Consider the following 18,187-nt stretch of genomic DNA (forward strand, 5'->3'; position numbering starts at 1 on the left):
TCAGTTCCCGGACCGCTCCTCGGCCTGAGCCACGAGCGCGGTGAGCGCCGCCACCCAGAACTGCCCGAACCGGTCCACGTCCGGCGCCGAAAGGATGCCGGGCGGGAACGACATGAACGCCGACAACTGCAGGCCCTCAGCAGTTTCCGAGATCACCGACTGGATGTCGAGAACGGCCTGGGCGGGCATCGCACTGTTCTCGAATCCGCCCGCGACGGGCGTCTCGAAGTCGGGCAGCCAGTCGAGTCCGCGGACCGCCTCGGGAACCTCGGCGGCGCTGACGCGTCCGATGTAGTTGAACACGATCTGCGGTTCCGGCCAGTTCCTCATCACCGACGTCGTGTCGGGGTTGAGGTACCGCAGCAGTCCGTATCCGATTCCCCGGTCCGGGATCGCACGCAGCTGATCCCGCACCGCGCGCACCGCATCCGCGGCGCCCGCACCGCCCCGCAGGGCGTCGGCGATGTCGACCCCGGCGAGATCGAGCCGTGCCGGGTACATCGTGGTGAACCAGCCGACCGTCCGCGACAGATCCGCACCCGGCACCGCGGACTCTTCACGTCCGTGACCCTCGAGCGTGACCACCGTCGACGAGGCCTCGACTCCGCGGTCGCGCCGCCACGCGGCCACCGCCAACGCGAGGGCCGCCGCGAGGACGTCGCCGATCTCACCGTCGAGCGCACCCGGCGTGCCGCCCAGCAACGCCTCGGTGACCGGTGCGGGCACGTCCACCCGGGTCCGTTCCAGCGTGCTGACCAGATCGGTGCGCAGGTCCAGCTCACGCGATCCGAGCAGCGGATCCGGAGCGGTCAGCATCCGTTCCCACACCGCGAGTTCGGCCACCCGCTCCGGTGTCGCCGCCGCCTCGAGCAGACCGTCGGTCCACCGCCGCAGCGACGTTCCGACCGGCTCCAGCGACGGCGTCGTGCCTGCTGCGATCTGGGCGCCTGCGGTCGCGAAGTCCGGCACCAGGATCCGCCACGACACGGAGTCGATGACGAGGTGATGCGGCACAACGAGGAGCCGTCCGCGCCGATCCGCCTCGGCGGGGTCGAACCAGACGAACTGGAGCATCGACCCAGTGCGCGGATCGAGACGATCCAGCGCCGCATCGAATGCCGCACCCGCCACCGCGTCGAACTCCGGCGAACCCGGCTCGGCACCGGCCGCGATCTCCACCCGCTGCACGGTGGCGTCGAGGTCGACGCTGCCCGCGGGTGCGATCTCGAGCGCGTCCCCGGCACCGTCCGTGACCAGTGTCGACCGCAGCACGTCGTGCCGGTCGACCACCGCGGTGATCGTCGCGATCACCTGCTCGCGTTCGATCCCGGCGGGCAGTGTCAGCAACAACGGCATGACGAATCGGTCGAAGTCGCCGCCGCGCTCGACCATCTTGCGGGCGACCGGGGTCAGCGGCACCGTTCCGACGCCGCCCTCCTCGTACTCGGCCAGTACCGCCGCCGCGGACTCGCCCGAATCGGCCACTGCTGCCAGCTCGGCAACGGTGCGCCGCTCGAACACATCGCGCGCCGTGAAGTGGATACCGGCCGAACGCGCCCGCGCCACCAACTGGATGGACACGATGCTGTCGCCGCCGAGTTCGAAGAACGAGTCGTCGATGCCGACGCGCTCCCGGCCGAGCAGCTCCCCGAACACGGTGGCGAGTGCCCGTTCGGTGTCGGTGCGCGGCGCGCGGAACTCGGCCGCCGACGCGAAGTCCGGCACCGGCAGCGCGCGCCGGTCGAGCTTGCCGCTGGTGCCCAGCGGAAGCTCCGCGAGAACCATCACGGAATCCGGGATCATGTACTCGGGCAACGATTCCGCGACGAACGCATTCAGCGCCGCCTGGTCGATGGCCGCGTCGGGCCTCGGCACGAGATAGGCGACGAGCCGCGCGCCCACCTCACTGGTGTGCACGATCACGGCTGCCTGCGCCACGTCGCCGTGCCGGACGAAGGCCTCCTCGACCTCGCCGAGCTCGATGCGCAGTCCGCGCACCTTCACCTGGAAGTCGGTGCGGCCCACGAACTCGAGGGCACCGCTCTCGTTCCACCGGACGAGGTCACCGGTGCGGTACATCCGCACACCCGGATCACCGAACGGGTCGGCGACGAACCGTTCCGCACTCAGCGCAGCGCTGTTGACGTAGCCGCGCGCGAGTTGCGCGCCGTCGAGGTACAGCTCGCCGGGAACACCGATCGGCGCCGGGTTCAGGTGGGCGTCGAGCACGTAGGCCCGCGTGTTCCAGGCCGGCGAACCGATCGGTGCAATCGTCGCCGTCCCCGACCTGTCCACCACGTGGGCCGTCGAGTTGATGGTCACCTCGGTCGGGCCGTACAGGTTCACCAGCTCCGCGGAGCCGAGTGCTGCAACCCGCTCGGCGGCCGACTGCGGCAGCGGCTCACCACCCGCGAACACGAGCCGCAACGAACCGCACCCGTCGGCGGTCGCGGCGTCGAGGAACATGGTGAGCACGGACGGGACGAACTGGATCACCGTCACCGATTCCGTGTCGACCGTCGCGGCCATGTACTCGGGATCGCGATGACCGTCCGGTGACGCGATCACGAGGGTTCCGCCGACCACCAACGGCAGGAACAGCTCCCACACGGAGGCGTCGAACGTGAACGGCGTCTTCTGCAGCACCACGTCCTGCGCGTCGATGCCGTAGACATCGCGCATCCACGCCAGCTGATTGGCCAGCGCCGAGTGCGGAATCGCCACACCCTTCGGACGTCCCGTCGAACCCGACGTGTACAGCGCGTACGCCAGGTTGTCCGGGCGCAGGTCGGCGAGCCGTTCGGTGTCCTCGATCGGACCGTCGCCGTACCCGGACAGGTCGAAGTCCTCGACCAGGTACACCGGGACCTCCACGTCGAGGTTCGCGATGTCGTCGGCCGAACTCAGCACGCAGGCCGGCGTGGCGCTGTCCACCACGTACGACGTCCGGTCGGCGGGATGCTCGGGGTCGATCGGCACGTACGCGCCGCCCGCCGCGTGGACGGCGTAGAGGCTGGTCAGCATGTCGAGCGAGCGCCGCATCGCGATGCCCACCACCGTGTCCGGTCCCACCCCGATCGCCATCAGGTGCCGCGCCAGGCGGTTGACCCGCGCGTCGAACTCGGCGTAGGTGAGCCGCACGTGGTCCGCCACCACGGCGGTCCGATCGGGTGTGCGCGCAACCTGGGCACCGAACATCGACACCACGGATTCTTCCGCGACATCGCGGCGGGAATCGTTCCATCCGGATAGGACGAGGTCGCGCTCGTCCTGCGCGAGCAGGTCCAGATCGCCCACCAGAGTGGAACTTCCGGCCGCGATGGTCTGCAGGATCCGGTTCAGCCGGGCACCGAGGCGCTCGACGGTGTCGGCGCCGAACACATCCGGAAGGTACTTCAGGACCAACTGCAGTTCGCTGTCCGACTGCGCCAGCAGGCTCAGCGGGTAGTGCGAGGCGTCGCTGATCTGCACCCCGGCGACCCGCAGGCCGTCGATGTCGCTGTCCTCGGTGAGTCCGGCCCGGTCCACGGGGTACGACTCGAACACCGTCAACGTGTCGAACAGCCCGCCGATTCCGGCGATCTGCTGGATCTCGGGGAGACCGATGTGGTGGTGGTCGAACAGAGCGGACTGTTCCGCCTGCAGCCGCTCGAGCAGTCCGAGGATCGACTCGCGGGGATCGACGCGCACCCGGATCGGGATGGTGTTGATGAACAGACCCACCATCGACTCGATGCCCGCGACCTCCGGTGGGCGGCCCGACACGGTGGCGCCGAAGACGACGTCGTCGGACGCGGTCATCCGGGCCAGCAGCAGACCCCACGCCGCCTGGACGATCGTGTTCATCGTCAGGCCGCGATCCCGCGCGATGCGCGCCAGGTTCTCGCTCACCACCTCACCGAGATGCAGTGCGATCTCGGCGGGCTCGGGACGGTCCTCGCCGGCAGGTGCCGGGGCCAGGACGGTCGGCCCGTCCAGCCCGGCCAGTGCGTGCGCCCAGGCGCTGCGCGAGGCGTTGGCGTCGCGTTCGGACAGCCAGGTGAGGAAGTCACGGTAGCCGCGGACTCGCGGCAGCACCGAGCCGTCTCCGCGGGTCGCGTACAGCACCAGCAGATCCTTCATCAGCAACGGCATCGACCATCCATCGAGCAGGATGTGGTGATTGCTGATGGAGAACCGGTAGCTGCTCTCCCCCGTGCGGATCAGCAGGAACCGCATCAGGGGCGGACGGCCCATGTCGAACCGCGCCGAACGGTGTTCGCTCAGAACGGAACCGATCCGCTCCTCGCGGTCGGCCTCGGACAGCGCCGACAGGTCGAGTTCTTCCCACGGCAGCGCAACGTGGTCGACGACCACCTGGACCGCGGTCCCCGAATCGTCGGGGACGAAGGCGGTGCGCAGGTTCGCGTGCCGCGCGATCAACGCTTCCGCCGCGCCGCGGAGGCGGCCGGTGTCGACGACGCCCCGGAAATCGAGCACCACCTGAGCGGTGTAGACGTCCACCGTGTCCTCGGCGAGAACGGAATGGAAGAACATTCCCGACTGCAGCGGAGCGAGCGGCCACACGTCGGTCGCGGCGGGGTAGCGCCTTTCGAGCGCCTCGAGGTCGTCCTGCGTCACGGTCACGAGCGGGACGTCGGACGGCGTGAGACCGCCGCTCTCCGGCCCGGACGCGTGCTCGGCGAGCGCGGTCGCCGCGGCGTGCCACAGCTCCGCGAACTCCCACACGTCCGCCTCGTCGAGAATCTCGGTGGCGAAAGCGATCTTGGCCTCGATCTGCGGGCCGGACGCCGTCTCCGACGTCACGGCGTTGATGCTGAGCACCGCAGGCGCCACCATCTCGTCGTCCATGGCGCCGCCGAACTCACCCGAGTCGCTGTCCGGAATCCAGCCGAGATCCCGGATCTCGGCGGGCAGATCCACCGAACCCGCCCGGCCGAGGTAGTTGAACCCGATCTGCGGAGTCGGCAGCGACGCCAGCGCCGGAGCGGTCTCGTCGTTGAGGTAGCGCAGGAGGCCGTAGCCGATGCCCTTGTCGGGCACGGCCAGCAACTGTTCCTTGACGGCCTTCAACGCAGAACCCGCCGAGATGCCGCCGTCGAACGCGTCGGCGAGATCGGCCCGCGACACGTCCAGCCGCACCGGGTACAGGCTGGTGAACCAGCCCACCGTGCGGGCGAGGTCGGCACCGGGAACGGTCGACTCTTCGCGGCCGTGTCCCTCCAGGTTGATCAGCACCGAACGATCCGTGGTGCCGCCGCGGAGTTCACGCCAGCGCGACACCGCGAGGGCGAGCGCCGCGAGCAGGCCGTCGTTGACGCCGCCGTTCACGGACTGCGGGATCGTGGTCAGCAGCGCCTGCGTCACCTGCGTCGAGAACGTCATGCTCAGGCGGTCGGTCCGGGCGATCACGTCGCGTTCCGGATCGAACGCGCGCCGTCCGATCAGCGGATCGGTTCCCGCGAGCATGCCGCGCCAGAAGTCGAGTTCGGCCACGCGGTGCGGAGACTTCGCCTCCTCGGCGAGTCCGTGCGCCCACGCCCGGACGGAGGATCCGACCGGTTCGAGCTGCGCGGGCGCTCCCGCCATGATCTGCGAACCCGCGGTCGCGAAGTCCGGCAACAGCACTCGCCAGGACACCCCGTCGACGACGAGGTGGTGCGCGAGCACCAGCAGGCGTCCGCTCTGACCCGGCAACGACTCCGCCGGGGCGAACCACACGAACTGCGTCATCCGGCCCGCCGCCGGATCGAGGCGGTCTGCGGCACGACTGAGAGCCGCGCGGGCCAGCCGCTCGAACTCGTCGGTGCCCGGCTTGTCGGTGAACTCGATCTGCTCGATCAGCTCGTCCGCGTCGAACGCGCGTCGAACGGACAGCGACTCGAACGACCAGTCGTCCCCGACCCGCGTGAGCCGGGAGCGGAGAATGTCGTGGCGCGCCAGGATCGCGTCCACCGTGTCCGCCAGCTGATCTCGCGTGACGGCGGGCGGGGTGGTCAGCAGGACGGCCTGCGAGAACTTCTCGAAGGTTCCTGCAGTCTCCACGAGCCAGTGCGCGATCGGGGTGAGCGGCATCGGTCCGACGCCGCCGCCCGGCAATTCCTCGAGCTTCACCGAGTCGACCTCGGTGGCCCAGGCGGCCACCTCGGCCAGCGCCGCCACGGTCTTGCGTTCGAAGACGTCGCGCGCGGTGAACAGCACCCCGGCGTTCTTCGCCCGGGTTGTCAGCTGGATGGACACGATGCTGTCGCCGCCGAGAGCGAAGAACGAATCGTCGACGCTGACCCGGTCGACACCGAGGACCTGCGCGAAGACGTCGGCGATGGCCTTCTCCATCGGCGTCGACGGCGCGGTGTATTCACTGCCGACCGACACGAACTGCGGCTCGGGAAGCGACTTGCGGTCGAGCTTGCCCGCGGGTGTCAGCGGAACCGAGTCGATGGCCATGATCGACGACGGCACCATGTACCCGGGCAGGGTCTCGGAGACGAACGCCGACAGCTCGGCGACGTCGATCGACGCGCCCGATGCAGGCATGACGTACGACACGAGCACGGTCTGCCCGGTCTGCTCGCGGTGGTGGCCGAGCGTGACCGCGAAGTCGACACTCGGGTGCCTGCCGAGTTCGGCGTCGATCTCTCCGAGTTCGATGCGGAATCCGCGGACCTTCACCTGGAAGTCGGAACGGCCGACGTAGTCGAGGACGAGGTCGCCCGTCTCGTCGTCGTGCACCCAGCGGACGACGTCGCCGGTGCGGTAGAGCCGCTCACCGGGACCGCCGAACGGGTTGGCGACGAATCGCTCTGCCGTCAGGGCGAACCGGTTGTGGTAGCCGCGGGCCACACTCGGACCCGCGACGTACAGCTCACCCGCGACACCCACCGGGACGGGCGTGAGCCGGGAATCGAGAACGACCACGTCGACGCCCCGGGTGGGACCGCCGATGGTGACGGGCCGATCCGCCGTCATCGGGTTGCTCGACGTGCTCCAGATCGTCGCCTCGGACGGGCCGTACAGGTTGAACATGCGCCTGCCCGGTGCCCACTTCTGCATGAGCTCCGGCGGGCAGGCCTCACCGGCCACCGACAGCACCTCGATGCCTTCCAACCCGGCCGGGTCCACCGTGGTGAGCGCGGCGGGTGTGATGAAGGCGTGCGTGACCTTCTGCTTCTTCAGCAACCGGGCGAGTTCGTCTCCGCCGTACACGACACCGGACGCGATGACCATCGTCGACGCGGCGGCCACGGCGTGCAGCAACTCGAAGACGGAGGCGTCGAAGCTGGGCGAGGCGAAGTGCAGCACCCGCGACTGCGGGGTGAGCCGGAGCCGCTCGACCTGCTCGGTCGTGACGTTCGCCAGGCCCGTGTGGGTGACGACGACGCCCTTGGGCAGACCCGTCGATCCCGACGTGTAGATCACGTACGCCGCGTCGTCGACCCGGGTCGGACGGATGCGGTCCGCGTCGGTGACGGCCTCGTCCGACACGGACGCGCACAGTTCGTCCATCTCGTCCGCGCCGAGCACGAGCCAGCGCACGGTGTCCGGGAGTTCGGCGACGTGGGCGCCGGTGGTGAGACCGATCTCCACGCGGGAGTCCGTGACCATGTGCAGGATCCGGTCGAACGGGTAGCTCGGATCGACCGGGACGAACGCCGCCCCGGTCTTCGCGACCGCCCAGATGGAGAGGATCGATTCGACGGAGCGTGTCAGTGCCAGCGCCACGAAGTCGTCGGCGCCGATGCCCCTGCCGATGAGAACGCGGGCGAGACGGTTCGAGCGCTCGTCGAGTTCGCGGTAGGTGACCTGGTCGTCGCCGCACACGACGGCGACGGCGTCCGGGTTCACCGCCGCGGCAGCGGCGAGGATGCCCGCCAGCAGCTCGGGTGCGGCGGTGTCCGCGCCGCGCACCGGAGCCAGCACGGCGTGCTCGTTCTCGCTGAGGACGTCGATGTCGCCGATCAGCACGGACGCGTCGGCGGTGATCGCCTCGAGGATGCGCTGGAAGCGGAACGCGAACGACGCGATGGTGCGCTCGTCGAACAGATCCGTCGCGTAGGTGAACACGCCGCGCATCGGCGCGTCCCCGTCCGCGCCTGCCGCGTCGGCGAGCGTGAGCTGCAGATCGAACTTGGCGGCGTTGATCCCACCGTCGAGTCCCTCGACCGTCAGGCCGGGCAGTTCGAGGTGCGCCTGCTCGATGTTCTGGAACGCGAGAGCGACCTGGAACAGCGGCGAGAATGCGGTCGAGCGTTCCGGCTGCAGGATCTCGACCAGCCGCTCGAACGGCACGTCGGTGTGCGTGAACGCGCCGAGGTCGTGCTGACGCACCTGCGCGAGGAGGTCGGCGAACGTCGCGTCGACGTCGACCTGCGCGCGCAGCACCAGCGTGTTGACGAACATGCCGACCAGGTCGTCGAGTGCGGCCTCGCCGCGGCCCTCGATCGCGGTACCCACCGCGATGTCGTCCGTGGCGCTGAGCCGCGCGAGCAGCACCGACAGCGCCGCGTGCGCGACCATGAACAGCGACGCGTTGTGTTCGCGGGCCAGTGCCCCGAGCCGGTCGCGCAGTGCCGCGTCGATCTCGAAGTCGAAGTTGGCGCCGCGCATCGACTGTGCGGGCGGCCGCGGCCGGTCCGTCGGCAACGGCAGCACGTCCGGCAGACCGCTCAGCGTGGTCCGCCAGTAGTCGATCTGCTGGGTGGCCAGCGAATCCGGAGCGTTCTCGTCACCGAGCAACTCGTGCTGCCACAGCGAGAAGTCCGCGTACTGGACGTCGAGCGGAGCCCAGGCGGGTTCCGAACCGGCGGCGCGGGCGCTGTAGGCGATCACCACGTCGCGTGCCAGCGGTGCCGTCGAGGCGCCGTCGGACGAGATGTGGTGGACGACGATGACCAGCACATGCTGGTCGGCGTCGATCCGAAGGAGCCGGGCGCGGACCGGAACCGCCGTCGCGACGTCGAATCCGGCGGTGACGAGAGAGATCACGCGTTCGCGCAGCACAGTCTCGTCGGCGACGTCCTCGACGTCCAGGGCCGTGAAACTCCGGGCCCGCGGCAGCACGACCTGGCCCGGTCCGTCACCTGTGTCGGGGTAGGTGGTGCGCAGCGTCTCGTGCCGCTCGACGACGTCGCCGAGCGCCTGCTCGAGCGCGGCGACGTCGAGGTGGCCGGTCAGCCTGATCGCCAGCGGAATGTTGTACGCCGCCGACGCGGTGTCGAACTGGTTGATGAACCACATGCGGGACTGCGCCGGGGACAGCGGAATCCGGGCGGGACGCGACTGCGGCACCAGAGCCGGCCGGTTCGCACCCGCCGAATCGGACTGCTCGGCGCGAGCCGACAGCGCGATCACCGTCGGCGCCTCGAACAACTCGCGCACACCGATCGACGTGTCGAGGGCTGCGTTGAGCCGGGCGACCACACGGGTCGCGACCAGCGAGTTGCCGCCGAGGTCGAAGAAGCTCGTGTCGGCGCTGACCCGCTCGTGGCCGAGAACGTCCGCGAAGACCCCCGCGACGATTTCCTCGACCGGGGTCCGCGGAGCCCGGTAATGGTCCGCGGCACCGCCGAACTCGGGTTCGGGAAGCGCCTTGCGGTCGAGCTTGCCGTTGATGTTCAGCGGCAGCTCGTCGAGCACGATCAGCGCGGACGGCACCATGTAGCCGGGTACCGACCTACCCGCGAACGCGAGCACGTCGGCGTCGTCGACGGCGCCGCCCGGCTCCGGCACGGAGTGACCGCGTGCCTCCGGCACGACGTAACCGACGAGGCGGTCGCCGGTGTGCCGGTCGCTGTGCACCACGACGACGGCCTGCGCGATCGCCGGGTGCGCCACGAGGGCACGCTCGATCTCGCCGAGTTCGATGCGGAAACCGCGGACCTTCACCTGGAAGTCGCTGCGCCCGACGTAGTCGAGGTTGCCGTCGCGATTCCACCGCACGAGGTCGCCGGTGCGGTACATCCGCGCACCGGCCTCGCCGAACGGTCCGGCGACGAATCGTTCCGCGGTGAGGTCGTGGCGGCCGAAGTACCCGCGCGCCAACTGCTCGCCCGCGAGATAGAGCTCACCTGTGACGCCGGCGGGAACGGGGTGCAGACGCGAATCGAGAACGTAGGTCTGCGTGTTCCATTCGGGCCTGCCGATCGGGACCGAACCGTCGCGCTCGTCGCCGCACCGGTAGTGGGTGACGCTGACGGCGGCCTCGGTGGGACCGTACAGGTTGAAGATGTCCGCGTCGCAGACGTCCCGGAACCGGAGCACCGTGTCGGCGGGCAGGGCCTCACCGATGCACAGCACCCGGCGCAGCGACGCCAGTTGCGCGGGTTCCGCCACCGCGACGAACGCGGACAGCAGCGAAGGCACGAAGTGCATCGTCGACACCTGCTGCTCGGCGACGAGTGCGGCCAGGTAGGACGGGTCGCGGTGGCCGTCGGGTGCGGCGACGACGAGCCGTGCGCCCGCGGTCAGCGCCCACCAGAACTCCCACACCGACAGGTCGAACGTGGCCGCCGTCTTGAGCAGCACCGAATCCTCGGCGGTGAGCGGGTATTTCGACTGCTTCCACCGCAGCTGGTTCGCGATCGCACCGTGCGCGATCGCCACGCCCTTCGGCCGTCCGGTCGAGCCGGACGTGTAGATCACGTACGCGGCGTTCTCCGGCCGCAGCGGTGCGGTCCGCTCCGAGTCGGTCAGCGGAGCCGGGTCGATATCGCCGAGATCCAGTTCGTCGAGCAGGAGATAGTCGACACCACCGGGCAGTCCCGCGACGACGTCGCGGGACGCCAGGACGCAGACGGGTTGCGCGCTCTCCAGCACGTACGCGGTGCGCTCGGCCGGATGGTCCGGGTCGATCGGCAGGTACGCGCCGCCTGCCGCGGCGATCGCGTACATGCCGACCAGCAGTTCCACCGAACGCGGAATCGCCAGGCCCACCACGGTTTCGGGGCCGACGCCGCGGCCCACGAGATGCCGGGCCAACCGGTTCACCCGCGCCGAGAACTCGGCGTACGTGAGCGATTCGCCGTCGAACACGAGGGCGGTGACGTCCGGGTTCTCCGCGGCGGCGGCCGCGAACATGTCCGCGAGCGTCGTCGCGGGCAGTGCCTGCGCGGTGTCGTTCCATCCGGACACCACGAGTGCGCGCTCGTCGCTGCCGGTGAGCGGCAGGTCGCCGACCGCTGTCCGCGGCGAATCCACCGCGGCGGCCAGCACACGGCGGAACATGTCCGCGAAGCGCTGGACGGTGGCGGCGTCGAACAGGTCGGTGGCGAACGTGAACACACCCGACATCTGCTCACCCTCGGGGCTGTCCCCGAGGATCAGATGCAGATCGAACTGCGCGGTGTCGCCCTCGACGTCGAGCGGCGCGACGGTGAGGTCGGGCAGTTCCAGCTCGGCCTTCGTCGTGTTCTGGAACGAGTAGCCCACCTGGAAGATCGGGTGGTGGGCCATCGAGCGTGCCGGGTTCAGGACCTCGACGAGGCGCTCGAACGGGACGTCGGCATGCGAGAACGCCTCGAGGTCGGCCTCCCGGGCGCGATCGAGGATCTCGTCGAACGTCTGCCGCCTGTCGACCTGCACCCGCAGCGCGAGCGTGTTGACGAACATGCCGACGACGCCGTCGAGTTCGCGCTCGCCGCGGCCGGCGATCGGGGTGCCGACGGCGATGTCCTCGGTGCCGGACAGCCGGCTGAGCAGCACCGCGAACGCGGCGTGCACGGCCATGAAGACGCTGGCGTTGTGCCTGCGGGCCAGTGCGGCCAGTCCGCGGTGCACCTCGGCGTCGACGGTGAAATCGATCCGCGACCCGCGCAGCGACTGCACGGGCGGACGCGGCCGGTCCACGGGCAGCTCGAGGAGGTCGGGCACGCCCGCGAGGGTCTTCGTCCAGAAGCCCAGCTGGGCGGCGATCAGGCTGTCCGGGTCGTCCTCGCTGCCGAGGAGTTCCCGCTGCCAGATCGCGTAGTCCGCGTACTGCACCGGAAGCGGCGCGAAGCCGGGTTCGTGGCCCGCCGCCCGGGATGCGTACGCCACCATGACGTCACGCACGAACGGGGCGGTGGATTCGCCGTCGGTCGACACGTGGTGCACGACGAGTGCCAGCACGTAGTCCTTCGGACCGGCCTCGAACAGTCGCACCCGGATCGGCGGCACATCGGCGGTGACGTCGAATCCGGTGGACACCATCTCCACCAACTGCTCACGCAGTTCGGTCTCGGTGACCGGAACGGGTGCGACATCGATCGGCACCTGCGCGGCCGGGAGGATCACCTGGTGCGGGCCGTCGGCCGAATCCGGGTAGATCGTGCGCAGCGACTCGTGCCGTCCCAGCACGTCGAACACCGCGGACTGCAGTGCGTCGACGTCCAGCGCGCCGGTCAACCGGACCGCGAGCGGGATGTTGTAGGCGGGCGAGTCCGGGTCGAAGCGGTTGATGAACCACATCCGGGACTGCGCCAGCGACAACGGGACGAAGGCAGACCTCTCCCGTGGTGCAAGGACGGGCCGTGGCCGGACGTTCTCGTCCGGGGTGGCGATGCGGGCGGCCAGGCCCGCGACCGTCGGGGCCTCGAACAGTTCCCGCACGCCGATGCGGAGTCCGAAGACCTGTCCGGCACGCGACACGACCCGGGTGGCGCTCAGCGAGTTTCCGCCGAGGTCGAAGAAGCTGTCGTCGACGCTGACCTGCTCGAGTCCGAGCACGTCCGCGAAGATGCCCGCGATCGTCTCTTCGACGGGTGTCGTCGGGGCACGGAACTCCGCACCCGCGGACACGAACTCGGGCTCGGGCAGCCGCGCCCGGTCCAGCTTGCCGATGCCGGTCAGCGGGATCTCGTCGAGGAGGATCACGACGGACGGCACCATGTACGGCGGAAGTGTGTCGCCGACAACCGACTTCAGCGATTCCGGATCGACGGTCGCGCCGTCGGCGGGCAGGACGTACGACACGAGGGTCGTCAGTCCGGCGGGGTTCTCGCGTCCCACGGTCACCGCGAACTCGATGTCGGGCTGCGAGGTCAGGGCGGCGTCGATCTCACCGAGTTCGACGCGGAACCCGCGGACCTTCACCTGGAAGTCGGACCGGCCGACGTACTCCACCCGATGTCCGTCCGCCCAGCGCACGACGTCGCCGGTGCGGTACATGCGGGCGCCGGGCTCGCCGAACGGGTTGGCCACGAACCGTTCCGCCGTGACGGACGGACGGTTGTGGTAGCCGCGGGTCACCGACGGACCGCAGATGTACAGCTCCCCGGGCACGCCCTCCGGCACCGGACGCAACCGCGAATCGAGGATGAGCGATTCGACGCCACGCAGCGGCGAACCGATCGTGACGCGTTCACCGGCCACCATCGGTTCGGTGATGGTGACGATGACCGTGGTCTCGGTGGGACCGTACGCATTGCGCATCTCGCGGCCGGGAGCCCACCGCGCCACGAGTTCCGGCGTGCAGGTGTCGCCGCCGACCACGACGGACGTGACGGAGTCGAGGCCGTCGGGATCGACCGTCATCAGCGCGGTCGGCGTCATGACCACGTTGGTGACCTGTTCGCGGCGGATCAGGTCGGCGAGTTCGTCGCCGCCGTAGACGTCCGCGGGCGAGATCACCAGGGTGGCGCCCGCACTGAACGCGGCGAGCATCTCCCCGACCGACGTGTCGAAGCTCGGCGACGCCACGTGCAGGAACCGGGACTCCGGCGACACGACGTAGTGCTCGCGCACCTCGCGGGTGAGGTTGGCCAGACCGCGGTGGGTGACCACCACGCCCTTCGGCTTGCCCGTCGAACCCGAGGTGTAGATGAGGTACGCGGGGTGATCGACCGTCAGCGCGCGGCGCAGATCGGCGTCCACCACCGCGGCCGCACTGCGGGCAGTGATCTCCTCGGCGGCTGCCGTCTCGTCGAGGACGATCCACGGCACCGTGCCGGGCAGGTCGGTGTGATGGCAGGCGACCGTCAGTCCGAGGACCGCTCCCGAATCGGACAGCATCTCGCCGATCCGCTCGAACGGAAGCTTCGGATCGACGGGCAGGTAGGCGCCGCCGGCCTTGGCGATCGACCAGATCCCAAGGATGGATTCGACGGAGCGCGTGATCGCCAGCGCGACATAGTCCTCCGGCCCCACACCCCGATCGATCAGGACGCGCGCCAGCCGGTTCGACTGCTCGTCGAGTTCGCGGTACGTGAGCTCACGACCCTCGAAGGACACCGCGACCGACTCCGGCGAGATCTCGACGCCCGAACGCAGCACTTCCGGCAGCGTGCTCGGCTCGACCGACTGCGGCCCGCGGACCGGGGCGATCGCGGCCTTCTCCGCGGCGTCGAGAATCTCGATGTCGCCGAGGACTACGTAGGCATCCGCCGCAACGGCAGCAAGGATCCGCTGGAACCTGTCCGCGAAGCTGCGGACTGTGTCCTCGTCGAAGATGTCTGTTGCGTAATCGAACTGGGCCGCGATGCCCGCAGGCTCGGCGTCGGTGCCGAACCGCTCCCCCAAGCTCAGCTGGAGATCGAACTTCGATACCGCGAACGGTGCATCGAGGGCTGCGATGTCGAGATCCGGGAACTCCATGTGCACGGACTCGTTGTTATCGAAGGACAAGGCCACCTGGAACAACGGCTGGTGCGCCGTCGATCGCGGAACGTCGAGCAAATCAACGAGACGTTCGAACGGAACGTCACTGTGCCCCAGCGCGTTCAAGTCGGTTCCGCGAACCTGGGCGAGCAGCCCGGCAAACGTGTCGTCGGGGTTGACCACCGCCCGCAACACGAGGGTGTTGACGAACATGCCCACGAGCCGGTCCAGCGCGGCATCGCCGCGGCCGGCGACCGGCGTGCCAATCGCAACGTCCGTCTGCGCAGACAGGCGCTCGAGCAGCACCGCCAATGCGGCGTGGACGACCATGAAGAGGGTCGAGTTCGACGCCCGAGCCACGGAAAGCAACGCTCGGTGCGTCTTCTCGTCGATCGAAAACTGCGCCGCCGCGCCACGCAACGACTGCATCGCGGGGCGGGGACGGTCGGTCGGGAGCTCGAGCACCTCGGGCAATCCGGCGAGCGCCGTGTGCCAGTACTCGAGTTGCCTGCCCATGACCGACTCCGGGTCGGACTCGTCGCCGAGGACGTCGCGCTGCCAGAGCGCGAAGTCGGCGTACTGGACAGGCAAGGGCTCCCACCCCGGGGTGCTACCAGCTGCCCGCGCGGCGTAGGCGGTCATCACGTCCGCGAACAGTGGAGCCAGCGACGCACCGTCGGCCGAGATGTGGTGGATCACAACCATCAGGACGTGATCGGTCTCGCCGACCTCGAAGCATGCGACGCGGACCGGCACCGTCTCGGTAACGTCGAACCCTGTGGCGCCGAGATCGGCCATCCGGGCGTACAGATCCTGTTCGTCGGCGACCGGTGTGACCGTCAAGTCGGAGACAACGTCTGCAGGCGGTCGCACCACCTGGTGCGGGGTGTCGCCATCGACGGGGAACAACGTGCGCAACGACTCATGGCGTGCGAGGACATCCGACCACGCACGCGCCAGGGCGTCCAGATTCACGGCTCCGCTCATGCGAACCGCCAGCGGAAGGTTGTACGCCGGCGACGTCGTGTCGAACTGGTTGACGAACCACATGCGCGATTGCGCCAGCGACAACGGGACGCGGGCGGGCCGGTCCGCGGGCACGAGCGGGGTGCGCTCGCGACTGGACGAGCCGAGGCGTTCGAGGAGCGCGCTCACGCCCTCGACCGTCGGATTCTCGAACACCTCACGCACCGTCAGCTCGGCACCGAGGGCCATGTCGAGCCGCGCGACGACCCGAGTCGCGCTCAGCGAGTTGCCTCCGAGATCGAAGAACGAATCCGTCGCACCGACGTGCTCCGCACCGAGGACCTCGGCGAACGCTCCGGCAACGACTTCCTCCATCGCGGTGCGCGGGGCGACGAACTCGCTTGCATGCACCTCGAAGTCGGGCTCGGGCAACCGCTTGCGATCGACCTTGCCGTTGTTGTTCAGCGGCATCTCATCGAGTACCACCAGCGTGTCAGGCACCATGTGTTGCGCCAGGTTCTCACCGACAGCCGCGAGAACGGCTGCCGAGTCCAGCGCCTCTCTCGATTCTGCCGACGGGACGAGGTAACCGACGAGCCGCTGCCCCTGATCGCTGTCGTGCACGACGACGACCGTCTGGTAAACCGAGGGCTGTGCGCGCAGCACCGACTCGATCTCGCCGAGCTCGATGCGAAGACCGCGGATCTTCACCTGGAAGTCGGTGCGGCCCAGGAACTCCAGGTTCTTGTCCGGGCGGCGGCGGACGAGATCGCCGGTGCGGTACAGGCGCGTCCCGGGTGCGCCGAACGGATCGGCGACGAACCGCGACGAGGTCAGGCCCCGCAGGCCACCGTATCCGCGGCCGACCGCGATCCCGCCGACGTACAGCTCACCCGTGACACCGTCCGGTACTCGCCGCAACCGCGCGTCGAGGACATGCAGGGAGACGTTCGCGAGCGCAGTGCCCGTGGGCACGCGGAGTTGTCCGGCCGCGGCGCCGTTCGCCGTGATCTCATAGCGGGCCACCACGTCCGAGGCCTCGGTCGGACCGTAGCTGTTGACGATACGGACGCCCTCCGCGAGCAGCGGCTTCAGCGGCGCGATGTTGACGGATTCACCGCCGAGGATGATCATCCGCAGCGACGACAGCGCGTTGTCGTCGTCGAGGTCGACGAGCACCTCGAACGCGCTCGGGGCCATGTTCACGACATGGACGTCGTTGTCGGCGATCGTGCGCAGGATCGACTGCGGCTCGAAGCCGTCCACTGCGAGGTACACACCGGCGCCGGACGACAATGCTCCCCACACGTTCTTCTGGGTGAGGTCGAAGCCGGGCGCGGCGGTGACGAGCACGCCGTCACCTGATGACAGGCCCGTCTCGCGCCGGTACCAGTCCAGCATGTTCACGAAGCCGGCCATCGGGACGAGTGTCGGTTTCGGCCGCCCGGTGGACCCGGACGTCGAGATCACGTACGCCAGCCGGTCGCCGGCTCCGGGCTCCGCCCAGCGGTCTGCCGGATCGGAGTCGTCGCGCGCGGCGAGTGCCCGTGCCACGCCGGGGTCGTCGAGGACGAGGGCCTCGGCGGCGACGGCGCCGGCAACGGGCGATGCGGTCGTGGCGACCACGGCCCGCGCCCGGCTGTCCTCGATCATCGCCGTGATGCGTTCGACCGGGTAGGCCGGGTCGACGGGGGCGTACGCGGCCCCGACCTTCCATGCGGCGAGCATGCCGACGACCCACTCGACGGACCGCGGCACGACGAGGGCGACCACGTCGTCCGCACCGACGCCCCGGGACTCGAGTTCCCGCGCGAGCTGGTTCGCCCGGCGGTTCAGCTCCCCGCGGGAAAGGCGGACACCGTCTGCGTCCAGCGCGAACGCGTCGGGGTCGGCCTGAACGTGCCCCGCCCAGGACTCGAGGGCGCCCGCGAGCGGAGCCGATCGGTCGGAGGCGGTAGTCGTCTCTGCGATGACCCCGGCGAGCATGCCCGCGAATCGATCCGCGAACCCTTCGCCGGAAGCACCGTCAAGGATCCCCGGCAACAATGTGGAGAGTGCAACGGTCACTGCGGCCTCGGGCCCGACGCCCACACTCGCCAGGGTGCGGGCGAGTTCACCGGACTTCTCGTGCCACTGACCGTAGGTAACGTCGGTACCGTTGTGCGACAGTGCGATTCCGTCGGGGTTGATCGACGCCGCTGCGTCGAGGAGCTCCGGTAGCGGACGGGTGGCGAGTTCCTCCGCCACCGCGTGCGATCCGAGCGACTGGACGGCACCGTCGTCGGCGCTGTCCACCAGATCGGCGTGCTCGTCGGCCGATAGGATGTCGATGTCGCCCACAATCACCGCGCTATCGGCCGTCACGGCACGGAGGATCCGCAGGAACCGATCCCGGTACCCCGCGATCGTCGCCTCGTCGAAGATGTCGGCGGCGTAGTCGAACGCTGCACGGGTGGCGCCGTTCGCGTCCGAGCCCTGGTCGTCGATACCGAGTGTGAGGTCGAACTTCGCGAGCGTCGTCTCGGTGTCGAGGGTAGTCACGGTGAGACCGGGCAGTTCGAGCCGCGCGGTCTCGTTGTTCTGGAAGGTCAGCATCACCTGCACCAGTGGGGCGTAGCCGGCGCCCCGGCCCGGGACAAGCACCTCCACG

The 18,187-nt window shown here is 69.5% G+C and carries 1 protein-coding gene (cut by a window edge); it reads right to left on the reverse strand.

Annotated features, from left to right (window positions below; translation table 11 throughout):
• Positions 1 to 18,187, reverse strand: the 3' portion of a protein-coding gene (locus CJ179_RS06610; protein ID WP_257015350.1) for a non-ribosomal peptide synthase/polyketide synthase. 15,665 nt of this gene lie beyond the right edge of the window; 18,187 of the gene's 33,852 nt are visible here — the last part of the coding sequence; the start codon falls outside the window, past its right edge — the gene reads right to left on this strand; its stop codon occupies positions 1 to 3.

It is taken from the genome of Rhodococcus sp. ACS1 (assembly GCF_002300155.1).
Classification (GTDB): Bacteria; Actinomycetota; Actinomycetes; order Mycobacteriales; family Mycobacteriaceae; genus Rhodococcus_F; species Rhodococcus_F koreensis.